This is a genomic window from Nocardioides insulae DSM 17944 (assembly GCF_000422825.1).
Taxonomy (GTDB): domain Bacteria; phylum Actinomycetota; class Actinomycetes; order Propionibacteriales; family Nocardioidaceae; genus Nocardioides; species Nocardioides insulae.
In genome coordinates this window covers 423,068-446,894 of the sequence record NZ_KE383928.1, presented here as the reverse complement: position 1 = coordinate 446,894, position 23,827 = coordinate 423,068, and the positions used below count along the sequence as shown (strand labels likewise).

The following is a 23,827-nucleotide window of genomic DNA, read 5'->3' as shown; positions in this document are numbered from 1 at the left end:
CGGGAGGACCCACTCAACCGTTCGGGAGGACCCACTCAACGGTCCGGGAGGACCCACTCAACGGTCCGGGAGAGCGTCAGATGGCCGCGGACTCGGCGGCACGGCGGAGCTGCTCGCGCCGGGCGTGGGTGAGGGCCTCGACGGTGAAGGCGACCAGCGCCACCCAGACCAGCGCGAAGCCGGCCCACCGGCCGGGCGGCATGTACTCGTGGAAGTAGAGGACGCCGAGCAGGAACTGGGCGATCGGGGTGAGGTACTGCAACAGACCCAGCATGGTCAGCGGGATCCGGGTGGCGGCGGCACCGAAGCACAACAGCGGCACCACGGTCACCACGCCCGAGCCGATCAGCAGGGTCGTCAGCGTCGGTCCCTCGCCGACGAAGTGGCCACGCCCGAGGGCACCCAGCCAGGCGACGTACGCGAGCGCGATCGGCGCGACCACGGCCGTCTCCACGGTGAGGCTCTCGATGGCGCCGGCGTCGGCGCGCTTCTTGAGCAGACCGTAACTGCCGAAGGAGAGGGCGAGGCCGAGCGCGATCCACGGCGGCCGGCCGAGATCGAGAGTGAGTACGACGACCGCCAGGGCGGCGACCCCCAGAGCGGCCCACTGCATCGGCCGGAGCCGCTCGCCGAGCAGCAGCACGCCGAACAGGACGGTGACGAGCGGGTTCACAAAGTATCCGAGGGATGCCTCGACGACGTGACCGCTGTTGACCGCGCCGATGTAGATCAACCAGTTGAGGCTGACGGCGACGGCAGCCAGCGGGAGGATCCGCATCCGGCGCCGATCGGCCAGCAGTGCACGCAGCCGGCTCCAGCGGCGTAGCGCGACAACCAGCACACCCATGACCACCAGGGACCAGAGCAAGCGGTGCGCGAGGATCTCGCCGGCCCCGGCCGGCTCCAGGAGCGGCCAGTACAGGGGGAAGAGTCCCCAGATGCCGTAGGCCGCGAAGCCGAATGCCACTCCCCTGCGCTGCTCCGACACCCGATGAGGGTACGCCGCACGGTCGGGGCCGCGGCCCCCAACCCCGATCCCCGCACGGTCTGAGTAACGTCTCGCGCGACACCGAGTCTTGAGGAGGCACTCATGCGACTGGCCACCATCGCCGCATCGCTGGCCGCCCTGGCAGCGGTCCCTCCACGAGGGCGACTACACCCTCCGGTACCACGACCAGACCAGGCTCACCCGGGTCGTGCGCTTCTGACCCTCTGGCCCACGTCCGGAAGGCCGCGAGCTGTCGCGGGTCGCGCCGTAAGCGCAGTTCAGTCGACCAGTTCGGACTCGCCTGCCGCGTCCAGGATGGTCTGGAGCATCCGGCGGAACTCGACCGCGTCGTCGTCGGTGAGACCGGCGGTGAGCACCGGTTCGAGCCCGTCCACCTTCGGACGCAGGTCGGCCAGCTTCGCCCGGCCGTCCGCGGTGAGGGTCAACACCTTGCGTCGCCGGTCGGTCGGGTCCTGCTCCCGGGCGATGAGGCCACGCCCGGTCATCCGGACCACGAGGTCGGCGACCGTCGAGCGGTCCAGCACCAGTTCGGCGCCGAGTTCGGCCTGACTCGCGCCGGGTCTGGCCCGCAGCACCGAGAGGACGGCGTACTGGACGCTGGTCACCTGGGTGGAGACGTCGCGCTGCCAGACCGCCGTGTGCACCTGCTGGGCACGTCGCAGCAGGTGCCCGGTGTGGCGGACGAGCGGCTCGCCGACCGGCTCTGCTGGGGTCATCGCGCGGCCGGAACGGTGAGCAGGTCCGCGAAGAAGGCGCTCAGCTCGGCGTACCCGTCGAGCGGGAGCACCTGGGCGACGTACTGGTCGGGGCGCACGAGGACCAGGGCGCCCTCGGCGCGCGAGACACCGCGCAGGTCGAAGATGTCCGGGCCCGACTTCAGGTCGGGCGCGAACGCCTTCTCGTAGTCGGTGAGGCCGAGCCGGCCGGTCGCCGGACGCAGGAGGTGCGGCAGGCCACCGAAGTCGATGTCCGCATGCGGCCGCTGCCAGATCCCGCGTACGTCGATCACGGCGTCGAGGTCCGCCCCCTTCGGGGAGTGCCGGACCACGGGCGACTCCTCGGCACTGACCAGCCACTCGCACAGCTCTTCGAGCCTGGTGCCGGCTGCGTCGGCGAAGGCGTAGAGACGCCAGCGACCGTCGGCCGCCGCACAGTGCCCCAGTTCCATCCTCTTGCCGTCCGCGACCCGCACGACCGGCGCGGAGTGGAAGCGGGTGCCGACCTCGAAGCCGGTCGCCAGCTGCTGATGCTCGCCGGTGCCGGTGAGCCGGGACGGGGTGTAGCGGACCGCGACCCCCGCGGTGTACCGGCCCTGCCGGACGAAGTAGTCGCTGACCTCCGCGGCCGAGGCGCTGTCGACGGCCCCGCCCGCGAGCATGGCCGACCACTCCTTGTCGAAGTCGATCAGCTCCTGGGCCACCGGCTGACGCTCGGCGGAGTAGGTCTCCAGCAGGCTGGCGTCGCTGCGCCCCTCGAGCACCGCGGCCAACTTCCAGCCCAGGTTGAACGCGTCCTGCATGGACACGTTCATGCCCTGGCCGGCCTTGGCACTGTGCGTGTGGCAGGCGTCGCCCGCGATGAAGACGTGCGGCCCACGGTCGCTACCCCGGCCCGCGACGTCGTCGAACCCGTCGGTGAGCCGCTGGGCCACCTCGTAGACGGAGAACCACACGGTCTCCTTCACCTCGAGGGAATGGGGGTGGAGCGCCCGGTTGGCGACCTCGGCCACCTGCTCCGCGCTCATCCCCCGGATCTCCTCGCGGTTGTCCTCGGTCACGACGCCGAGGTCGACGTAGAGGCGCACCAGATGGCCGCCCTCACGAGGGATGAGCAGGATGCTGCCGCCCGCGGCGGACTGGATCGCCGCCTTGAACCGGATGTCGGGGAAGTCGGTGGAGGCCAGGATGTCCATCACGCCCCAGGCGTGGTTGGCCCGGTCGCCGACCAGTTCGCGGCCGATCGCCTTCCGAACGCCGCTACGGGCGCCGTCGCAGCCGATCACGTACGACGCGCGGACGGTGCGGGTGGTGTCGTCGGTGACATCACGCAGGGTGACGGTGACCGGGTGGGCGCCGTCCTCGGCCACCTCCAGGTCGATGAACTCGAGCCCGTAGTCGGGCGCCAGCCTCGTCGGCGAGTTCCGCATCGCCTGGAGGAGATACTCATGGATCCGGGCCTGGTTCATGATGACGTGCGGCATCTGGCTCAGCCCGTCCTCGACGTCCTGCACCCGGCCGGTGCGCACGATGTGGTCGCGCCGCCCCTCGGCCGGTCCCCAGAAGACGGTCTCGTTGACCCAGTAGGCCTCGTGCAGCAACTGCTCGGCGAAGCCGAAGCCCTGGAACATCTCGATGGTGCGGCACGCCACGCCGTCCGCCTGGCCCATCTCGAGCGGTCCGGTACGCCGCTCGACGATCCGGGTGGTGATGCCCGGGAACCGGGCCAGTTGGGCGGCGAGTACCAGACCGGCGGGGCCGGTGCCGACGATCAGCACATCCACCGAGTCGGGGAGGAGGGTGGGCGCCGGCCGGTCGGCGGGCACCACCGCCGGGTCGCCAGGGTGGAATCCGTCTCGGTAGTACTGCATCGCGCTGCTCCTCCGGGTGTGGTGACCGACAAATATAGTCAGTACACCAACGATTCTGCCAACGAGGGTGACGAAGCCCCTCGGCACCGGCCTCAGCTGGTGCGCACCGCGACGATGTCGGCGAAGGCCTCCAGGGCGGACCGGACCGGCCCCTCGGGCAGCGCGCCGAGGACCTGCTTGGCCTCGGCGGCCCGGGCGACGACGTAGGCACGGGCCTCGGCCATGGCGGGGTGCGCACGCAGCAGGATGAGCGCCTCGGCGAGGTCGGCGTCCTCGGACAGATCGGTGTCGAGCAGCTCGATCAACCGAGCGTCCTCGGCGCGCGCAGCACGCCGGGCGAAGAGCACGGGCAGGGTGGGCACGCCCTCGCGCAGGTCGGTGCCGGGGGTCTTGCCCGACTCCTCGGACTCGGAGGCGATGTCGAGGATGTCATCGGAGATCTGGAAGGCGGTGCCCACGATCTCGCCGTACGCCGTCAGGGCCCGCGTGATCTCCTCCGACGCACCGGAGAACATCGCGCCGTAGCGGGCCGAGGTGGCCAGCAGCGCGCCGGTCTTGCCGGCCACCACCTCCAGGTGATGGGCGACCGGGTCGGCGTCGGGACCGGGCGCCACGGTCTCGAGGATCTGGCCCTCGACCAGCCGGGCGAAGGTCTCCGCCTGGATCCGCACACCCTCCGGGCCCAGCTCGGCGGTCAGCTCCGAGGAGCGGGCGAAGAGGAAGTCGCCGGTGAGGATCGCGACGTGGTTGTCCCACCGCGCGTTGGCGGTGTCGGCGCTACGGCGTACGAGCGCCTCGTCCATCACGTCGTCGTGGTAGAGCGAGGCCTGGTGCACCAGCTCGACCGCGCAGGCCGCGGTGAGCACCTCCTCGGCGTCGGGGTGCGGGCCGGTCTCCGCCGCGAGCAGCACCAGCAGCGGCCGGAACCGCTTGCCCCCCGCGGCCAGCAGGTGCGTCGCCGCCTCGGTGACGAAGGGGGCCCGGCTCTGCACGTGGCCGGCCAGGGCCTTCTCCACCAGGTCGAGTCGGCTGCGCAGACGCTGCTCGACCTCCGGGTCGGTGACCGGGAGGGCGAGCGCGGCGGTCGAGGGAGTACTCACCTGATGAATGATCCCGCATCGGCCAGCAGAGCGAGAACCGGGCCGGGCAGGACACCGAGCAGCACGGTGCCCAGCGCGCACACGCCGATCACCAGCGAGGTGAGCGGGGAGGGCACGGTGACCGCCGCCGGCTCCACGCCGTCGACGGGATCGGTGAAGAACATCAGCCAGATGAACCGGACGTAGAAGAAGACCGCGACCACGCTGGCGGCGATCGCGACCAGCACCACCGGCCAGGCCCCGGCCGCGAGGGCGACCTCGAAGACCGCCCACTTGCCGACGAAGCCGGCCGTCAGCGGGATGCCCGCCATCGAGAGCAGCAGGAACCCGAACACACCCGCCAGCACCGGCGCCCGCTTGCCCAGGCCCGCCCAGCTGGCGAATCGGGTCGCCTCTCCCCCGGCGTCGCGCACCACCGTGACGATGGCGAATCCGCCGACCGTCGCCAGCGAGTACGCCGCCAGGTAGAACAGCACCGCCTGGAGCGAGCTGATCTCGGAGGGCCCGAGGTCCGCCGGGGCCTGGACCCCGAGCAGGCCGGTCAGCAAGAACCCGGTGTGCGCGATCGCCGAGTAGGCCAGCATCCGCTTGACGTCGGTCTGCACGATCGCCAGCGCGGACCCGAGCAGCATGGTCAGGATCGCGACCACCCAGATCATCGGCTGCCAGCTCCACCGGTCGTCTCCGAGCGCCACGTAGAAGAGCCGCAGGAGGGCACCGAAGGCGGCGATCTTGGTGCAGGCCGCCATGAACGCCGTGACGGCGGTCGGGGCGCCCTGATACACGTCCGGGGTCCAGGCGTGGAACGGCACCGCACCCACCTTGAACAGCAGCCCGACCGACATCAGGCCCACCCCGAGCAGCAGCAGGTCGTGGTTGCCGATGTCGGAGTTGATCGCCTCACTGATCGCGGCCAGGTCCATCGACCCGGCGTACCCGTAGACCAGCGCCATGCCGTAGACGAAGAAGCCGGAGGAGAAGGCGCCGAGCAGGAAGTACTTGAGCGCCGCCTCCTGGCTGAGCAGCCGGCGGCGGCGCGCCAGCCCGCACAGGATGTAGAGCGGCAGCGAGAGCACCTCGAGGGCGACGAACATCATCAGCAGGTCGCTGGAGGCCGGGAAGAGCATCATCCCGCCCACCGCGAACAGCATCAGCGGGTAGACCTCGGTGTGCTCCAGCCCGCGACTCGACGCGTCGCGCTCGGCCGCGGTGCCCGGAAGCGCCGCGGCCTGACCTGCGAAGACCGAGACCCCGGCGTGGACCCGCCGCTCGGCGAAGAGCATGGCACCGGCCAGTGCGAACACGAGGGTGAGCCCCCACAGGAACACGCTCGGACCGTCGACCGCGAGCGACCCCTGGGAGGTGATCAGCCCGCGGGCGGCCCCGTCGGCCACCACCTGGAGGCGTACGCCGACCACGACCGTGCCGACCAGGGCGACCCCGAGGGCACCGATGGCGAGCACCGCCTGGGTCACGAAGCGGCGTTCGCGGGGCACGAAGGCCTCCACCAGGATGCCGACCAGTGCCACCCCGAGCACGACCATCAGCGGCCACAGCTCGGCGTACTCCAGGCCGGGTGCGGAGAACGGCTCCATCAGTGCCCCTCCTCGGTGGTGGTGTCCTCAGCGATGGCGACGGTGGGGCCGTCCTGTTCCACGCCGACGTGCTCGATGAGCTGGTCGACGGTCGGATTGACCACGTCCAGCAGCGGGCCGGGCAGGAAGCCGAACAGCACCAGCGCCAGTGTCAACGGCGCCAGGACGCCGATCTCCCGACGGCCCAGGTCGTTGACCGCGACCGGTTCGGCCGAGGCCGGTTCGGCACCGATCCCGGGCGGGGAGGTGCCGTCGGCCTGGCCGGCAGGACCCCCGCCACCGGCGGCGCGGCCGCCCCAAGGTCCGGTGAAGATGCGCTGGTAGGCCCAGAGCACGTAGATCGCGGCGAGCACGATGCCGGTGACGGAGACGACGCCTGCCAGCCAGTGGTAGTCGAAGGCGCTGATCATCACCATGATCTCGGAGACGAACTGGGAGAGCCCGGGGAGACCGGCGGTGGCCAGACCGGCGACGAGGAAGAGCCCGGCCAGGATCGGGGCCCGGCTCTCCACACCGGTCATCTCCGAGATCAGGCTGGTGCCGCGGCGCTGGATCAAGAACCCGGCCGCCAGGAAGAGCGCGGCGGTGGCGACACCGTGGTTGACCATGTAGAGGACCGAGCCGGAGCCACCCTCGGGCGTGAGCGTGAAGATGCCCAGGGTGATGAAGCCGAAGTGGCTCAGCGAGGTCAGGCCGATCAGGCGGAGCAGGTCGTCCTGACCGATCGCCAGGAACGCGCCGTACACGATCGAGATCAGCGCCAGCACCACCACGACCGGGGTCGCCCAGGCGCTCGCGTCGGGCAGCAACCCGAGGCAGAAGCGCAGCATGCCGAAGGTGCCGATCTTGTCCAGGATGCACACCAGCAGCACGCTGGTCGGCGGGGTGGCCTTCTCGGTGGTGTCCGCCAGCCAGGTGTGCAGCGGGAAGATCGGCGCCTTGACCGCGAACGCGATGAAGAACCCGATGAAGAGCCACCGCTGGGTGGTCTCGGAGATGTCCAGGGCGGCCAGGTCGTCGATGAGGTAGGACGGCGACCCGGCGTTGGCGGAGACGACGTAGAGGCCGATCACCGAGGCGAGCATGACCAGCCCGCCCCCGAGCTGGTACATCAGGAACTTCAGCGCCGCCGCACCGGACCCGGAGCGGCCGTAGCTCCCGATCAGGAAGTACGCCGGCACCAGGGTGGCCTCGAAGAAGACGTAGAACAGGAAGACGTCGGTGGCACAGAAGACCACCAGCGAGAACGCCTCCAGCGCGAGCGCCCAGGCGAAGAAGCCGGCGCGATCCGTGTCGCGCCAGGAGGCCAGCAGTACGATCGGCACCAGGACCACGGTGAGCGCCACCAGCAGGACGCCCAGACCGTCGAGCCCCAGGGCGTAGTGGACGCCGAAGGCACCGATCCACTCGTGCGTCTCGGTGAGCCGGAAGCCTTCGCCGTCGCCGGAGTTGTACGCCGCCACCGCGACGACGCCGAGCACCAGGGTGAGCAGGGCGCCGCCCATGGCGACCGCCCTGGCGCGCGCGCCGGCGAACGCCGTCGCCAGCGCCGCGACGAACGGGACCACCCAGAGCAGGGTCAGCAGCGGAAAACTCATCGGATCCCCCTCGTGAGGGTCACAGCGGAGGGTCGCCGACCCGCTCGCCCCACCTCATGGCTCAGGTTGGACGGCACCGCGCGACAGCGGGTCGCGCGCCTCGACACGGCACTCATGCGAGATTCACCGCCAGCAGGGCCGCGATCACGACGACCGCGCCGGTCAGCACGGAGAGCGCGTAGCTGCGGACGTAGCCGTTCTCGAGGCGGCGGAGCACCCCCGCGATCGCGCCGACCGCGACCGGGCCCCCGGTGAGGACGCCGTCGACGACGTGCTTGTCGACGTCGACGACGGTGCGCGTCACCGTGGCTCCGGGACCCACCACGAGCGTGTCGTTGATCTGGTCGCCGTAGAGGTCGTTGCGCCCGGCGGTGACCGCCCAACCGAGCGGGCCGTGCGGTTCGGGCGGAGCCTCCGGGACACTGCGGCGGCCGAACATCAGCCAGGCGCCGGTCACGCCGACCGCCACCACCGCCACGGTGAGTACCGAGACGGCCCACGCCGGGATCGGCGGTGCCGCGTGCTCGGCATGGCCGACCACGGGGGTGAGGAAGTCGGAGATCCAGTTGCCCAGGATGAGGACGCCGCCGAGTACGGAGAGCGCGGCGAGAGCCACCAGCGGACCGGTCATCACCGCCGGCGACTCGTGCGGGTGCACCCCGTCACGCCAGCGCCTCTTCCCGAAGAAGGTCATCAGCATCAGCCGGGTCATGTAGAAGCCGGTGATCCCGGCACCCAGCAGCGCGAGCGATCCGACCAGGAGGTTCTCGGCCAGGGCGGTCTCGATGATCTTGTCCTTGGAGAAGAACCCCGAGAAACCCGGGAACCCGATGATCGCGAGGTACCCCATCGCGAAGGTGAGGAAGGTGACCGGCATCGGCAGCCGCAGTCCGCCGTACCGTCGCATGTCGACGTCGTCGTCCATCGCGTGCATCACCGAGCCGGCGCCGAGGAACATGTTGGCCTTGAAGAAGCCGTGCGTGAGCAGGTGGAAGATCGCGAAGGCGTAGCCCGCGACGCCCAGGCCGGCGCCGAGCATCATGTAGCCGATCTGACTCATCGTGGAGCCGGCGAGCACCTTCTTGACGTCGTCCTTGGCACATCCGATCACCGCCCCCCACAGCAGGGTGACGACGGCGACCACGACGACCACGGTCTGGGCCGCCGGGGCGAGTTCGAAGACGAAGTTGGAGCGCACCACGAGGTAGACGCCGGCGGTGACCATGGTCGCGGCGTGGATGAGTGCCGACACCGGGGTCGGGCCCTCCATCGCGTCCAGCAGCCAGGCCTGCAGCGGCACCTGGGCGGACTTGCCGCAGGCGCCGAGCAGGAGGAGCAGCCCCAGGATCGTCATCGTCGTCTCGGAGGCCTCGGGCGCGCCGGCGCTGATCACCGCGAAACTGGTCGACCCGAAGGTGACGAAGGCGAGCATGATCGCGGTCGAGAGGCCCATGTCGCCGACCCGGTTGATCACGAAGGCCTTCTTCGCCGCCGCTGCCGCCGACGGCTTGTGCTGCCAGAAGCCGATCAGCAGGTACGACGCCAGGCCGACCCCCTCCCAGCCGAGGAAGAGCACCAGGTAGTTGTCCGCCAGCACCAGGGTGAGCATCGCGGCGAGGAAGAGGTTCAGATAGGCGAAGAACCTGCGCCGCCGCGGGTCGTGCGCCATGTAGCCGATCGAGTAGACGTGGATCAGGCTGCCGACGCCGGTGATGAGCAGGACGAACAGGATGCTCAACGGGTCGAGCAGCAGGTCCATGCCGACGCTCAGATCGGAGGTCTCGAACCAGGTCCACAGGTGCTGACCGACCTGCCGGTCGTCCTCGGCCCGGCCGAGCATCGCCACGAACATCGCCACGCCGAGCACGAAGGAGACGATCGGCAGCGCGGTGGCCAGCAGGTGCCCCCAGGCGTCGGTACGCCGGCCGCCGAGTAGCAGGACGACGGCGCCGAGCGCGGGCAGGGCGATGATCAGCCACATCAGCCCGAAGACGCCGGAGGCCTCGGTAGGAGCGACCACCGGGACGTGCTCGGCGGCGGAGAGGATCACGGTGTTCATCGCGCGCTCACCACTTCAGCAGACTGGCGTCGTCGACCGAGGCCGAGTGACGGGTGCGGAAGATCGTCATGATGATCGCCAGTCCGATCACGACCTCGGCCGCGGCGACCACCATCACGAAGAAGGCGGCGACCTGACCGTCGAGCCCGCCGTGGTGGTAGGCGAAGGCGACCAGCGCGAGGTTGCCGGCGTTGAGCATCAGCTCGACGCACATGAACACCACGATCGCGTTGCGTCGGATCAGCACCCCGACGGCCCCGATGCTGAACAGGATCGCGCTGAGCACGACGAAGGGGGTCACGCTGTCCATCAACTCTCCTCTCCCTGCTCACCCGCGTCACCGGTCACGGCTGCGTCCTCGTGCCCGTCATCGGGGTCGGATACGCCCGGCGGGGCTGCGGCCCGGCCGTCGGCGTCGTCGGCCGGACGTGTCCAGGCCCGCTCCTCGATCTGCGCCTCGACGAGCTCGGCGGCCGGACTCTTCGGCCCCGGCCCCTGCTCGCCGCCGTCGCCCGAACCGGGCGAGGACGCGAACCCGCCGACGTCCCGGACGCTGCCGCGGGCGACCAGCACCCGCGGCACCGAGCCGGGGACGGTGCCGCCGTCGGGCAGCAGGGCCGGAGTGTCGACGGCGTTGTGACGGGCGTAGGTGCCGGGGGCGGGCAGGTTGCCGAGGTGAACGCCGCGCTGACTGAAGTCTCGGACCCGCTGCGCGGCCAGGTCGGCCTGGGAACGCTTCGGCTCCAGCCGCTCCTTGTGGGCCAGCACCATGGCGCCGACCGCGGCGGTGATGAGCAGGGCCGCGGTGACCTCGAAGGCGACGACGTACCGGCTGAACAACAGATCGGCGATCGCGCGGATGTTGTCGCTGCCACCGGCCGCCCCCAGCGACTGGGCGGCTCCCAGACCGAGTTGGCCGAATCCGAGCAGCAGCAGCACGAGCAGGAGGATTCCGACGACGCCGGCGCTGAGTCGCTGGCCGGGGATGGTCTCGACCAGCGAGTCGGAGGCGTCGACGCCGACCAGCATCACGACGAACAGGAACAGCATCAGGATCGCGCCGGTGTAGACGACGATCTGGACGGCGAAGAGGAACGGCGCCTCGAGCACCGCGTAGAGCACGGCGAGGCTGATCATCACGACCGCGAGCAGGAGCGCCGCATGCACGGCTTTGCGCACGAACAGCAGACCGAGAGCGGCCAGCACCAGCACCGGTGCCAGCACCCAGAACGCCGTCATGCGCCGGTCTCCGTGGCGTCGACCGCCGGATCCTTGGGCCACTCCTCCCCCGGCGCAGCACCGGCCGCCGCGGGCGTCCACCGCGTGCCCGGTTCCTCCCGTTGCGCGCGGGTGGCGTCGCGGTAGTAGTCGCTCTCGTCCTCACCGAGCCGCATCGGGTGCGGCGGCGACTCCATGCCGGGCAGCAGCGGTGCGAGCAGATCCTGCTTCTCATAGATCAGGTCGGCCCGGTTGTCGTCGGCGAGTTCGTATTCGTTGGTCATCGTCAGGGCCCGGGTCGGGCACGCCTCGACGCACAGTCCGCACAGGATGCAGCGCAGGTAGTTGATCTGGTAGACGCGGCCGTACCGCTCGCCGGGGCTGAAGCGCCCCTCCCCGTCCTCGGAGTCGTCGTTGTCGGCCCCCTCGACGAAGATCGCGTCCGCCGGACAGGCCCAGGCACACAGCTCGCAGCCGACGCACTTCTCCAGCCCGTCCGGCCAGCGGTTGAGCTGGTGACGGCCGTGGAAGCGGGGGGCGGTGGGCTGCTTCTCGAAGGGGTACTGCTCGGTGACGGGCTTCTTGAACATCGTCGAGAAGGTGACGCCGAACCCGGCGACCGGGTCCCAGACGCTCTCCTTGACGCGCTGCCCGACGCCTGGCTTCTGCTCCTCGCTCATCGGGGGTCCCCGTTCGGAGCGGAGCGGAGCGGGCATTCGAATGGCGTGTTCATGGGGTCTCCTCAGCTGTCGCTGTGGTGGTACTGGTGCGCTCGCGGGCCGGCTCGGGGGGGAAGGTGAGCGGCGGCGCCACACCCTGGACGGCGCCGCCGGCGGGCATCGGCGGTACCGGGAAGCTGCGTGCTCCCTGCTGGCCGGGGGCGGTGGCCGGCACCGGGGTCCTGTCACCGGCCCCGGCCTCCGGCGTACTCGCGGGTCTGTCCTCGCCGCCCACGAAGAACAGGGCGATCAGGGCCACGAGTGCGATCCCGGCCAGGATCAGGCTGGTCTGAGTGGAGAAGCCGTCGAGCTCGTTGCGCGCCACCCGGACCACGGCCACGCCCACGATCCAGACCAGCGAGACCGGGATCAGGACCTTCCAGCCGAGCGCCATGAACTGGTCGTAACGCATCCGGGGCAGGGTGCCCCGCAGCCAGATGAAGACGAAGATGAAGAAGAGCACCTTGCCGAAGAACCAGAGCACCGGCCAGTAGCCCTGGTTGGCGCCGGCCCACACCTCGTCGATCCAGAACGGCGCGTGCCAGCCACCGAGGAACAGGGTCGTCGCCAGCGCCGAGACGGTCGCCATGTTGATGTACTCGGCGAGGAAGAAGAGGGCGAACTTGAGGCTGGAGTACTCGGTGTGGAAACCGCCGACCAACTCGCCCTCGGCCTCCGGGAGGTCGAACGGGGCGCGGTTGGTCTCGCCCACCATCGCGATCACGTAGATGACGAAGCTGGGCATCAGCGTCAGGCCGAACCAGACGTTGTCCTGAGCGGCCACGATCTCGCTGGTCGACAGCGACCCGGCGTGCATGAAGACGGCGATCAGGGCGATGCCCATCGCGACCTCGTAGGAGATCATCTGGGCGCTGGACCGCAGACCACCGAGCAGGGAGTACGTCGACCCGCTGGCCCAGCCGCCGAGCACGATGCCGTAGATACCGATGCTGGCCACCGCCATCACGAACAGCACCGCGACCGGCAGGTCGGTGAGCTGCAGCGGGGTGGTGACACCGAACAGGTTCACCTCGGGGCCGAACGGGATCACGCTGAAGGTCACGAAGGCGGGCACGCAGGCGATGATCGGCGCGAGGACGAAGACCACCTTGTCGGCGGCCCGCGGAACGATGTCCTCCTTGAAGGCCAGCTTCACGCCGTCGGCCAGGCTCTGCAACAGCCCGAACGGACCGTTGACGTTGGGGCCGATGCGGTGCTGCATCCGCGCCACCACCCGGCGCTCCCACCAGATGTTGAACAGGGTCAGCAGCACCAGCACGACGAAGATCGCCAGCACCTTGATCCCGATGATCCACCACGGGTCGTGGCCGAACATCTCCAGCATCAGCGCTCACCTCCGGTCAGGGACACCCGGGAGCCCGGGCTCGCCAGCCCGGCCAGCACCCCGGTGCCACAGGAGTTGGCCGGCACCCAGACGGTGCCCTCGACCATGCCGTCGACCACCTCCACCGGGAGGGTGAAGGAGCCTCGATCGCCACTGACGGTGACCAGGCCCTCGTCGGGCGCTGGGTCGAGGGCGGCGTACGTCGCTGGGCTGACCCGGGCCACCGCCGGCCGGGCGGTGGCGGCGAGGTGCTTGTCGCCCTCCTGCATCGACCCGTTGTCGAGCATCAGCTTCCAGGTGGCCAGCGCGAGGACGCCGCTCTCGGCGCCCGTGTCCCGCACCGAGCGGCCGGGGATGTCCGCCGACCGGGCGGGGTCTGCGGATCGGGCAGGGGCAGCGGTCGGCAGTTCGGCGGGGAGGGCGGCCAGTTCCTTGCGGATCTCGTGGAGGACCCGGGCGTCGGAGAAGCAGGCCGGCCGATCGAAGACCTGCGGGAACGGACGCGGTCTGCCCTCCCAGGTGAGGAAGGTGCCGGACTTCTCGCTGGCCGCGGCCACCGGCAGGACGACGTCCGCGGCACGGGTCACGTCGGTGTCGCGCAGTTCGAGGCTGACCACGAACTCGGCCGCCTCCAGCGCCGCGCGGAACGCCGCCGGGTCGCTCACGTCGTCGGGGTCGACACCCCCGACCACCAGGCCGCGGATCTCACCGGCCAGGACGGCGGCGATGATCTGGTCGGCGTCGCGGCCACCATCGGCGGGCAGCAGTCCCGCTTCGAGGGCACCTCGATCACCGGCCCGGCGCGGCACCCATGCCCAGCGTGCGCCGGTGCAGGCCGCCAGGTCGCTGACGGCGGGCAGGGCGCCCGGCGAGGTCGCCAGCCGCTCCCCGGCCAGCACGACCGTCCCGTCGGGGACGTCGAGCGAGGCCAGCGCCGTCGCCTCCTCACCCGGCACGGTGGCGACCAGTTCCGCGCCGAGCTTGGCCGCGCCCCGGCTGAGGTACGGCGCCACGGCGAGCACGCGGGCGCCGCGGCGCGCGGCCTTGCGCAGGCGCAGGAAGATGGTGCCCGCCTCGTCCTCGGGCTCGAGGCCGACGAGGACGACGACCGGCGCGGCTTCCAGGTCGGCATAGCCGAGGTCGCGGTGCCCGGCGACCCGGTCGCGCAGGAACTCGGTCTCCTCGGCGGAGAGTGGGCGAGCCCGGAAGTCGACATCGGCGGTGCCGAGGTCGCGGGCCAGCCCGGCGTACGCCTCGGCGTCCTCACGGGTGACCCGCCCGCCGCTGAGCACCGCCACGCTGCCCGCGGCACGCAGCCCGCGCGCGGCCAGGGCGAACGCCTCCAGCCAGGAGGCCATCCGCTGCTCGCCGACCGTTCGCCCCGAGCCTGCCTCCGTCTCGCGGACCCGCGGGTCGACCAGCCGGTCGCGGGCGGTGGCGTAGCGGAAGGCGAAGCGGTCCTTGTCGCTGATCCACTCCTCGTTGACCTCGGGGTCCTCACCGGAGAGGCGTCGCATCACCTTGCCGCGGCGGTGGTCCACCCGGATCGCGGCCCCGCAGGCGTCGTGCTCGGCGACCGAGGCGGTCGAGATCAGGTCGAAGGGGCGGGAGCGGAAGCGGTACTGCTCGGAGGTGAGCGCTCCCACCGGGCAGATCTGGATGGTGTTTCCGGCGAAGTAGGAGAGGAACGGCGACCCCTCGGCGATCCCGATCTGCTGTTGCGCCCCCCGCTCGATCAGCGAGATGAACGGGTCGCCCGGGATCTCGGCGGCGAAGCGGGTGCAGCGCTGGCACACGATGCAGCGCTCCCGGTCGAGCAGGATCATCGGGGAGAGGTTGATCGGCTTGGGAAAGGTGCGCTTGACGCCCTCGAAGCGGCTCTCGCCGCGGCCGTTGCTCATCGCCTGGTTCTGCAGGGGGCATTCGCCGCCCTTGTCGCACACCGGGCAGTCGAGCGGGTGGTTGACCAGCAGGAACTCCATGATCCCCTGCTGCGCCTTGTCGGCGACCGGGCTGGTGGCCTGGGTCTGCACCACCATCCCCTCGGCGACCGGAATGGTGCAGGAGGCCTGCGGCTTCGGGAAACCCCGGCCGTTGCCGGCGTCGGGGATGTCGACCAGGCACTGCCGGCACGCCCCGGCCGGCTCCAGCAGCGGGTGGTCGCAGAACCGCGGGATCTGGACGCCGATCCTCTCCGCCGCCCGGATCACCAAGGTGCCCTCGGGGACGGTCACCTGTTGGCCGTCGATGGTCAGGGTCACGGTCTTCTCGACCTGCTGCTCGCTCACCGGTGGGCCTCCGTCCGTGCCCCGGCCTCGACGGACCCGGCCGGCGTCACGCCACTCGCCGAGGCCGCGCCGGAGTCGGCCCACACCGTCGAGGCCGCGGGGTCGAAGGGGCAGCCGCCCTGGATCAGATGGGCGAGGTACTCGTCGCGGAAGTACTTGATCGAACTGGTGATCGGGCTGGTGGCACCGTCCCCCAGGGCGCAGAACGCGCGGCCCAGGATGTTGTCGCACTGGTCGAGCAGCAGGTCGAGGTCGGCCTCACTGCCCTGCCCCTTCTCCAGGGCGGTGAGGGTCTGGACGAGCCACCAGGTGCCCTCCCGGCACGGGGTGCACTTGCCGCACGACTCGTGTTTGTAGAACTCGGTCCAGCGCAGCACCGCCCGCAGCACGCACACCGAGTCGTCGAAGATCTGCAGGGCCCGGGTGCCGAGCATCGATCCGGCCGCGGCCACACCTTCGAAGTCCAGGGGCACGTCGAGATGCTCGGAGGTGAACATCGGGGTCGATGAGCCACCCGGGGTCCAGAACTTCAGCTCGTGGCCGGGTCGGATGCCGCCGGCGAGGTCGAGCAGTTCGCGCAGGGTGATGCCGAGCGGCGCTTCGTACTGCCCCGGCCGGACGACGTGCCCGGACAGGGAGAAGATGCCGAACCCGTTGCTCTTCTCGGTGCCCATGCCTGCGAACCACTCGGCGCCGTGGTTGAGGATGCTGGGCACCGAGGCGATCGACTCGGCGTTGTTGATCACCGTCGGGCTGGCGTAGAGGCCCGCCACCGCGGGGAACGGCGGGCGCAGCCGTGGCTGGCCGCGGCGGCCCTCCAGGGAGTCGAGCAGCGCCGTCTCCTCGCCGCAGATGTAGGCGCCGGCGCCGGCGTGGACCACCAGCTCCAGGTCGAACCCCGAGCCGTGGATGTCCTGCCCGAGGTGGCCCGCGGCGTACGCCTCCCGGACCGCGGCCCGCAGCCGGCGGATCACGTGCAGCACCTCGCCGCGGACGTAGATGAAGGCACGGTTGGCGCCGATCGCGTACGAGCTCACGATCACCCCCTCGACCAGGGTGTGCGGGCTGGCCATCATCAACGGGATGTCCTTGCAGGTGCCGGGTTCGGACTCGTCGGCGTTGACCACCAGGTAGGTGGGGTTGGGGTTGTCCTTGGGGATGAAGGACCACTTCATCCCGGTCGGGAAGCCGGCCCCTCCCCGACCGCGCAGGCCGGCGTCCTTGACCATCGCGACGACGTCGTCGGGCGCCATCGCGAAGGCGCGGTCGAGGGCGTCGTACCCACCGCGGGACTCATAGGCCGGCAGCGTCCAACTGCGCTCGTCGGCCCAGTTGGCGGTCAGGACCGGGGTGAGGGTGTCCACCGGCTCAGTCATCGCTCTCCTCCTGGACCGTCTCGCTCTCGGCACGGTGGGTGTCGGCCTCGCGCACCGCCCGGTGCTTGTCGTCGGGGGTGCCCTCGCGCTCCGCTCCGCGCTCCCGCACCGAACCGGCCTGCCCGTCGCCCGACAGCTCGGCCCGACCGGCCCGATCGGCCCCCGGTGGTTGCAGCCCCGGTGCCGACCAGGCGTGCTCCTGGGCCAGACGGAGCCCGGCCAGGGATGCCTCTCCCGCGGAGGGCCCCTCGTCCACCCGGTCGTCCTCGAAGCCGGCGAGCACCCGCTCGGCCTGACGCCAGGTGCACAGCCGCGCCCCCCGGGTCGAGGTCCGCTCCGCGCCCTGGCGAAGGTCCTCGACCAGGTCGACGGCGGAATCGGGAGTGACCTCGTCGACGAACTCCCAGTTGACCATCATCACCGGCGCGTAGTCGCAGGCCGCGTTGCACTCGATGTGCTCGAGGGTGATCCGGCCGTCCTCGGTGGTCTCGTCGTTGCCGACCCCGAGATGCTGCTGGAGCCGCTCGAAGACGGCGTCCCCGCCCATCACCGCGCACAGGGTGTTGGTGCACACCCCGACCAGGTAGTCGCCGACCGGCCGGCGCTTGTACATCGTGTAGAAGGTGGCCACCCCGCTCACCTCGGCAGGACTGAGGCCGAGGACGTCGGCGCAGGCCTCGATCCCCTCAGGGGTCACCTTCCCCTCCACGCTCTGCACCAGGTGGAGCATGGGCAGCAGTCCGCTCCGGGCCTGCGGGTAGCGCGCGCCGATCTCCCGGAGCTCGGCGTAGGTGTCTTCGTCGAGGGCCATCAGCGCCGTCCTTCCGCGGCCGCCGCTGCGCCGACTCGATCCCCGCTCGTCACGGGTCGTGGGAGGTTCATCGGTCCACGCCTCCCATCACGGGGTCGATGGAGGCGATCGCGACGATCACGTCGGCGATCATGCCGCCCTCGCTCATCACGCTGGTGGCCTGGAGGTTGGTGAAGGAGGGATCGCGGAAGTGCACCCGGAACGGGCGGGTGCCGCCGTCTGAGACGACGTGCGCGCCGAGTTCGCCGCGGGGGCCCTCGATGGCGGCGTAGGCCTGGCCGGCCGGCACCCGGAAGCCCTCGGTGACCAGCTTGAAGTGGTGGATCAGGGCCTCCATCGACTCGCCCATGATGTGCCGGATGTGATCCAGGGAGTTGCCCAGTCCGTCGCTGCCCACGGCCAGCTGGGCGGGCCAGGCGATCTTCTTGTCGGCGACCATCACCGGCGCGCCCACCAGCCCGGCCAGCCGGTCGGTTGCCTGCTCCACGATCCGCAGGCTCTCCCACATCTCGGCGAGCCGGATCCGGAAGCGGCCGTAGGCGTCGCAGGTGTCCCAGGTGATCACGTCGAAGTCGTAGTCCTCGTACCCGCAGTAGGGCTGGGTCTTGCGCAGATCCCACGGGTAGCCGGTGCTGCGCAGCACCGGGCCGGAGAGCCCCAGCGCGAGGCAGCCTTCGAGGTCCAGGTGACCGACCCCCACGAGCCGCCCCTTGAAGATCGGGTTGGCGTTGCACAGCGCGGCGTACTCGGGCAGGCGCTTCTTCATCAGGGTGATGAAGTCGCGGATCTCCTCCAGGGCGCCGTCGGGGAGGTCCTGGGCCACTCCGCCGGGGCGGACGTAGGCGTGGTTCATCCGCAGGCCGGTGATGAGCTCGAACAGGTCGAGCACGAGCTCGCGCTCGCGGAACCCGCAGGTCATCACGGTGAGGGCCCCCAGTTCCATCCCGCCGGTGGCCAGGCAGACCAGATGGGAGGAGATCCGGTTGAGCTCCATCAGCAGGACCCGCAGGACCTGCGCCTTCTCGGGGATGTCGTCCTCGATGTCGAGCAGGCGCTCGACCCCGAAGCAGTACGTCGCCTCGTTGAACAGCGGCGCGAGGTAGTCCATCCGGGTCACGAACGTGGTGCCCTGGGTCCAGGTGCGGTATTCGAGGTTCTTCTCGATGCCGGTGTGGAGGTAGCCGATGCCGCAGCGTGCCTCGGTGACCGTCTCGCCCTCGAGCTCGAGGATCAGCCGCAGCACACCGTGCGTCGAGGGGTGCTGGGGACCCATGTTGACCACGATCCGCTCGTCCGCGTGGTCGGAGAGCTCCTCGGTCAGGGTGTCCCAGTCCTGGCCGCTGACGGTGAAGACCCGGCCCTCGCTGGTGTCGAAGCCGGCCTCGGTGAAATCGGTGCCGGGGTGCGTCTCGGTGGTCACTGGTAGGCCCTCCGCTCGTCGGGCGGCGGCACCGTTGCTCCCTTGTACTCCACGGGGATGCCGCCCAGGGGGTAGTCCTTGCGCTGGGGATGACCCGGCCAGTCATCGGGCATGAGGATCCGGGCCAGCCCGGGATGCCCGTCGAAGACCAGGCCGTACATGTCGTAGGTCTCCCGCTCGTGCCAGTCCAGGGTGGGGTAGACCCCGACCAGGCTGGGCAGATGCGGGTCGACGTCCGGGGCACTGACCTCGATCCGGATGCGCCGGTTGTGGGTCATCGACAGCAGGTGATAGACGGCGTGCAGCTCGGCGCCGGCCTCATCGGGGTAGTGCACCCCGCTGACCCCGCCACAGAACTCGAACCTCAGCCGCGGGTCGTCGCGGAGCTGCCGGGCGACCTCGACCAGGTGCTCGCGGTGGACGTGGAAGGTCACCTCCCCGCGATGGATCACCACCCCCGGCTCGGCGCCCACGACCTCGACCAGCGCGTCGGCCGCGGCATCGACCCAGCCGCCGTACGGGCGCTCCTCGGCGCCGGGGCGGACGAGGCTGCGGACCAGGCCGCCGTACCCGCTGGTGTCGCCGCTGCCGCTGACCCCGAACATGCCCCGCGCCGGCCCGGCTCCCTCGCCGGTGCCCACGGTGGCACTGGCGGGGGTGCGGTCCTCGCCCTCGGTCGCCCGCTCCGGCTCGGTCATCGCAGCAGCCCCCGCATCTCGTGGGTGGGCGGGGCCGCGAGGGCGGCGTTCTCCAGCGCCTCGACCTCGGCCTCGCGGCGTACGCCGAACTTGGTCGCCTGCACCTGCTCGTGGAGCTTGGTGATCGCGTCGATCAGCATCTCCGGCCGCGGCGGGCATCCGGGGAGGTACATGTCGACCGGGACGACGTGGTCGACCCCCTGGACGATCGCGTAGTTGTTGAACATGCCGCCGGAGCTGGCACACACGCCCATCGCCAGCACCCACTTGGGGTTCGGCATCTGGTCGTAGATCTGGCGCAGGACCGGAGCCATCTTCTGGCTCACCCGGCCGGCGACGATCATCAGGTCGGCCTGCCTCGGGCTGGCGCGGAACACCTCCATGCCGAATCGGGCCAGGTCGTACTTCGGCCCGCCGCTGGTCATCATCTCGATGGCACAGCAGGCCAGGCCGAAGGTGGCCGGCCAGAACGACGCCTTGCGCATGTAGCCGGCGAGGCCCTCGACGGTGCTGAGCAGGACCCCGCTCGGCAGTTTCTCCTCGATACCCATCGGTCTCCCTTTGTCCTCAGTCCCAGTCGAGTCCGCCGCGACGCCACTCGTAGACGTAGGCGAGGGTGATGTTGAACAAGAAGAGGAGGACCGCGACCAGTCCGAACCAGGCGAGCTCGTCGATGTAGACCGCCCACGGGACCAGGAACATGATCTCGACGTCGAAGATGATGAAGGTCATCGCGACCGTGTAGTACTTCACCGGGAAGCGGCCACCGTCGATCGCCTGGGGGGTCGCCTCGACACCGCACTCGTAGGCGTCGATGCGCACCTTGTTGTAGCGCTTGGGCCCGACGACAGCACTGACCACGACCGAGAAGATCGCGAACCCCGCGGCCAGCGCCAGCAGCGCCAGGATCGGGATGTAGAGCTCCATCGGGCTCCTCCTCTCAGACGGCAGGACCCCGAAATGTGAACTTGTGAATCAGATCACAATCGGGGTGATGTGGCTCACCATGCCACTCGAGCACGCCCCTGTCACGCACTCTTCGCGATTCCGTGACCAAGTCGTGAGAACGCGTTTCACTTGCGCCGACTGGCCGCGCCGGCATCCGAGCCACCCGAGGTGCGAGTGGAGTCGACCGACGGACGGGGCCTACCCCGTTCGCGACTCGAGCCTCCGCGTGGGCGGAGGCGTTGACGGGGTGACGCGCGCCACCCTAGGGTCGCGTATCGATCGTTCGATCAGTAGTGAAAACTGCGATCGGGTCGACACCCGGTTCGACCACGTGATGGACGGATCGACAGTCCCCGGGCCCGGGCAGCACCGCCTCGGCCCACCCCGCAGCGCCAGCGGCGCCGTCCGGCCCCGCCTCCCGAAGGGAATCGTCTTGGACTTCCGTATCCCCGAAGCTCTCCAGGATCTGCTCGACGAACTCGACGAGTTCATCGAGCGCGAGATCAAGCCGTTGGAGAACGCCGATGACAACATCCGGTTCTTCGACCACCGGCGCGAGTTCGCCCGGACCGATTGGGACAACGGCGGCGTGCCGAGCGAGGACTGGGAAGCACTCCTCGCCGAGGCGAAGCGCCGTGCGGATGCGGCCGGCTACTACCGGGCCCAACTGCCCAAGCACCTCGGCGGGCGCGGGCTGAGCAACCTCGACATGGCGGTCATCCGCGACAACTTCGCGGCCAAGGGGCTCGGCCTGCACTGCGACCTGCAGAACGAGCACATGATCATCGGCAACAACGTCGGCTTGATGCTGCTCACCAACTACGGCTCCGACGCGCAGATCGCCGAGTGGAAGGAGAAGATGGGGGCCGGCCAGGCCGGCTTCGCCTTCGGGATCACCGAGCCGGACCACGGCTCCGACGCCACCCACATGGAGACCACCGCGACCAAGACCGACAACGGCTGGGTCATCAACGGCGAGAAGATGTGGAACTCCGGGGTGCACAAGGCCTCGCGCGACATCGTGTTCGCCCGCACCCACGGTGAGCCCGGCGACGCCGAGGGCATCACCGCCTTCCTCGTCCCCCTAGACGCGCCCGGGGTCGACATCGCGGAGTACGTGTGGACCTTCAACATGCCCACCGACCACGCCCACGTCCGGTTCCAGAACGTCGAGGTCGACGAGTCCCAGATCTTCGGCGAGTTCGGCCGCGGCCTGCAGATCGTCCAGCACTTCTTCAACGAGAACCGGATCCGGCAGGCCGCCTCGAGCCTCGGCGCCGCGCAGTACTGCATCGACCAGTCGGTCCAGTACGCCAAGGAGCGCAAGCCGTTCGGCAAGCCGCTGTCCAGCAACCAGGCGATCCAGTTCCCGCTGGTCGACCTGCAGGCGCGCGCCGCGATGCTCCGCTCGTTCATCCGCGAGACCGCCTGGCTGATGGACCAGGACGGCGCGTTCACCGTCTCCGACCGGATCTCGATCGCCAACTACCAGGGCAACCGGCTCGCGTGCGACGCCGCCGACCAGGCGATGCAGGTCCACGGTGGCCTCGGCTACTCCCGGAAGAAGCCGTTCGAGCACATCTACCGTCACCACCGCCGCTACCGGATCACCGAGGGCTCCGACGAGATCCAGATGCGGCGCGTCGCCGGCTACATGTTCGGATTCATGTCGCAGAAGGCACCCAAGGGCGTCAACACCGACCGTTACGCCACCCAGCAGGGCTGACCGTGGCCACATCGTCGCTGCGTGCCCGGCTGACCACTGCCGGCACCGCCCTGGCCTCGGTCCTGGCGCTTGCCGGCTGCGCCGGTTCGGTGGGCGGGGACGACGCGAGCGCAGGTGACTCGGGAGACGGGTTCGCCTACGGCGCGAGCCAAGAGGAGGTCGACGCCGCGATCGAGGGTCTCGACCCGGTCGAGATCGTCTTCCAGGCCTCGGCCGCCTCACCCAACTCCGAGATCGCCACCTCGAACATCGCCTTCGCCGAGGAGGTGGAGCGTCGATCCGGCGGCCAGATCGACGTGGAGGTCCTGTACGGCCACCCCATCGCCGGGTACGACGAGGTGTACGACGCCCTGGTCGATGGTCGGGTGGACATCTCCTACACCAACCCGATCTATGACCCGGACCTGTTCGACGGGTTCGACGCGCTGACCTCGATCACCAGCTCGCTGCCGGAATCACCGATGGCCGGCGAGCTGGTGGCCATCGCGGCGCTGACCGAGACCGCGTGGAACTCCGAGGAGATCATGGGGGACTTCGAGGCCGAGGGACTCGTGCCGCTGGTTCCCGTCAATCCCCCGGGCGCGTACTTCTCGTTGTGCAACGAGCCGGGCAACAGCCTGCCCGATTGGAAGGGCCGACAGGTCCGGATCGGCAGCACGGTCCACTCCGATCTGGTCTCTGCGATGGGCGGAACCCCGGTCTCCCTGGAGTACGTCGAGACCTACGAGGCACTGCAGCGCAAGACGATCGACTGCACCATGATCGTGATGAGCGCCGCGCTGGAGGCCGGCTATTTCGACATCGCTCCGAACCTGCAGTACACCGGCGGGATGGCGCTGCCCCGGAACTTCGGTGCGATGCTCGCCGGCTCGAAGTACCAGTCCCTGCCAACGGCGTACCAGCAGATCATCTTCGATGCCTGGCAGGTCTCCCACTACGAGGGACTGGTCCGGGTGCCCACCGACAACATGAACGCGGTGAAGCAGGCGCGAGCGGCCGGTGGCGAGGTGGCGCCCTTCGGGGATGACGTCCTCGAGACCATCGAGACCAACCGGGAGGATGCGATGGCCAAGGCCGTCGACGGCGGCCTCCTGGGCGAGGACATCGACACCGAACTGGCCGAGACCATCGAGAAGTGGCAGGGCATCGTCTCGGAACTCGGCTACGAGGACGGCGGCAGTCTCACCGAGATGGAGGACTGGTTCGACCCGGAGACCTTCGACGCCAAGCCGTTCGTCGACCGGCTCTACGCAGAGGTCGTCAGCAAGCACCGTCCCAGCTGATCCGGCTGGAGGCCGCCCCCATGGTCGGGGGCGGCCTCCTCACGAAG

At 70.1% G+C, this 23,827-nt stretch carries 20 protein-coding genes; 2 read left to right on the top strand and 18 right to left on the bottom strand.

Annotation, left to right across the window (positions count from 1 at the left end; all coding sequences use genetic code 11):
* Nucleotides 1-76: 76 nt before the first annotated feature.
* The 18 genes from rarD to G515_RS0112190 form a co-directional block, all read right to left on the bottom strand.
* Entirely contained in the window at nucleotides 77-988 is a 912-nt protein-coding gene (gene rarD / locus G515_RS21205) for an EamA family transporter RarD (protein ID WP_036555481.1), read from the bottom strand.
* 278 nt (nucleotides 989-1,266) lie between these two features.
* Nucleotides 1,267-1,725 (bottom strand): MarR family winged helix-turn-helix transcriptional regulator, encoded by a 459-nt coding sequence (locus tag G515_RS0112270; RefSeq protein WP_028660363.1) that lies wholly within the window; start codon nucleotides 1,723-1,725, stop codon nucleotides 1,267-1,269.
* Nucleotides 1,722-3,596, bottom strand: coding sequence for an FAD-dependent monooxygenase (locus G515_RS0112265; protein WP_028660362.1), 1,875 nt, complete (start codon nucleotides 3,594-3,596; stop codon nucleotides 1,722-1,724). The genes G515_RS0112270 and G515_RS0112265 overlap by 4 nt, the downstream gene beginning before the upstream one ends.
* A gap of 92 nt (nucleotides 3,597-3,688) precedes the next feature.
* Entirely contained in the window at nucleotides 3,689-4,696 is a 1,008-nt protein-coding gene (locus tag G515_RS0112260) for a polyprenyl synthetase family protein (RefSeq protein WP_028660361.1), read from the bottom strand.
* Nucleotides 4,693-6,291, bottom strand: a complete 1,599-nt coding sequence (gene nuoN / locus G515_RS0112255; RefSeq protein WP_028660360.1) for an NADH-quinone oxidoreductase subunit NuoN — start codon at nucleotides 6,289-6,291, stop codon at nucleotides 4,693-4,695. The genes G515_RS0112260 and nuoN overlap by 4 nt, the downstream gene beginning before the upstream one ends.
* The gene (locus tag G515_RS21200; RefSeq protein ID WP_051218333.1) at nucleotides 6,291-7,889 is read right to left on the bottom strand and encodes an NADH-quinone oxidoreductase subunit M; all 1,599 of its coding nucleotides are present in this window, start codon (nucleotides 7,887-7,889) and stop codon (nucleotides 6,291-6,293) included. Before G515_RS21200 ends, nuoN begins: the two co-directional genes overlap by 1 nt.
* Before the next feature lie 112 nt (nucleotides 7,890-8,001).
* Nucleotides 8,002-9,948: an NADH-quinone oxidoreductase subunit L gene (nuoL, locus tag G515_RS0112245; protein WP_169570594.1), complete on the bottom strand. Its 1,947-nt coding sequence runs from the start codon at nucleotides 9,946-9,948 to the stop codon at nucleotides 8,002-8,004.
* Nucleotides 9,949-9,955: 7 nt separating this feature from the next.
* Nucleotides 9,956-10,258 carry an NADH-quinone oxidoreductase subunit NuoK gene (gene nuoK / locus G515_RS0112240; protein ID WP_028660358.1) on the bottom strand — a complete coding sequence of 101 codons (303 nt, stop codon included), beginning with the start codon at nucleotides 10,256-10,258 and terminating at the stop codon, nucleotides 9,956-9,958.
* Complete coding sequence (locus G515_RS21195; RefSeq protein WP_084653515.1) at nucleotides 10,258-11,187, bottom strand: NADH-quinone oxidoreductase subunit J; 930 nt, start codon at nucleotides 11,185-11,187, stop codon at nucleotides 10,258-10,260. The genes nuoK and G515_RS21195 overlap by 1 nt, the downstream gene beginning before the upstream one ends.
* Complete coding sequence (gene nuoI, locus G515_RS21190; protein ID WP_051218332.1) at nucleotides 11,184-11,846, bottom strand: NADH-quinone oxidoreductase subunit NuoI; 663 nt, start codon at nucleotides 11,844-11,846, stop codon at nucleotides 11,184-11,186. The genes G515_RS21195 and nuoI overlap by 4 nt, the downstream gene beginning before the upstream one ends.
* Before the next feature lie 49 nt (nucleotides 11,847-11,895).
* Nucleotides 11,896-13,230, bottom strand: a complete 1,335-nt coding sequence (gene nuoH, locus G515_RS21185; RefSeq protein WP_051218331.1) for an NADH-quinone oxidoreductase subunit NuoH — start codon at nucleotides 13,228-13,230, stop codon at nucleotides 11,896-11,898.
* Nucleotides 13,230-15,518: an NADH-quinone oxidoreductase subunit G gene (locus tag G515_RS0112220; RefSeq protein WP_028660357.1), complete on the bottom strand. Its 2,289-nt coding sequence runs from the start codon at nucleotides 15,516-15,518 to the stop codon at nucleotides 13,230-13,232. The genes nuoH and G515_RS0112220 overlap by 1 nt, the downstream gene beginning before the upstream one ends.
* Nucleotides 15,515-16,894, bottom strand: coding sequence for an NADH-quinone oxidoreductase subunit NuoF (gene nuoF / locus G515_RS21180; protein WP_051218330.1), 1,380 nt, complete (start codon nucleotides 16,892-16,894; stop codon nucleotides 15,515-15,517). The genes G515_RS0112220 and nuoF overlap by 4 nt, the downstream gene beginning before the upstream one ends.
* Nucleotides 16,887-17,705: an NADH-quinone oxidoreductase subunit NuoE gene (nuoE, locus tag G515_RS21175; protein WP_036555477.1), complete on the bottom strand. Its 819-nt coding sequence runs from the start codon at nucleotides 17,703-17,705 to the stop codon at nucleotides 16,887-16,889. Before nuoE ends, nuoF begins: the two co-directional genes overlap by 8 nt.
* Before the next feature lie 67 nt (nucleotides 17,706-17,772).
* The gene (locus G515_RS0112205; RefSeq protein WP_028660356.1) at nucleotides 17,773-19,125 is read right to left on the bottom strand and encodes an NADH-quinone oxidoreductase subunit D; all 1,353 of its coding nucleotides are present in this window, start codon (nucleotides 19,123-19,125) and stop codon (nucleotides 17,773-17,775) included.
* A complete protein-coding gene (locus G515_RS0112200) occupies nucleotides 19,122-19,823 on the bottom strand; it encodes an NADH-quinone oxidoreductase subunit C (RefSeq protein WP_028660355.1) in 702 nt (233 codons plus the stop codon). Before G515_RS0112200 ends, G515_RS0112205 begins: the two co-directional genes overlap by 4 nt.
* Nucleotides 19,820-20,374 (bottom strand): NuoB/complex I 20 kDa subunit family protein, encoded by a 555-nt coding sequence (locus G515_RS0112195; RefSeq protein WP_028660354.1) that lies wholly within the window; start codon nucleotides 20,372-20,374, stop codon nucleotides 19,820-19,822. The genes G515_RS0112200 and G515_RS0112195 overlap by 4 nt, the downstream gene beginning before the upstream one ends.
* Before the next feature lie 16 nt (nucleotides 20,375-20,390).
* Nucleotides 20,391-20,750 (bottom strand): NADH-quinone oxidoreductase subunit A, encoded by a 360-nt coding sequence (locus G515_RS0112190; RefSeq protein WP_028660353.1) that lies wholly within the window; start codon nucleotides 20,748-20,750, stop codon nucleotides 20,391-20,393.
* 454 nt (nucleotides 20,751-21,204) lie between these two features.
* On the opposite strand from G515_RS0112190, the gene G515_RS0112185 reads away from it, so the two are divergent.
* Nucleotides 21,205-22,497 carry an acyl-CoA dehydrogenase family protein gene (locus tag G515_RS0112185; protein WP_028660352.1) on the top strand — a complete coding sequence of 431 codons (1,293 nt, stop codon included), beginning with the start codon at nucleotides 21,205-21,207 and terminating at the stop codon, nucleotides 22,495-22,497.
* 2 nt (nucleotides 22,498-22,499) lie between these two features.
* On the top strand, nucleotides 22,500-23,780 hold the full coding sequence (locus G515_RS0112180) for a type 2 periplasmic-binding domain-containing protein (RefSeq protein ID WP_028660351.1): 1,281 nt from the start codon (nucleotides 22,500-22,502) through the stop codon (nucleotides 23,778-23,780).
* Nucleotides 23,781-23,827 lie beyond the last annotated feature (47 nt).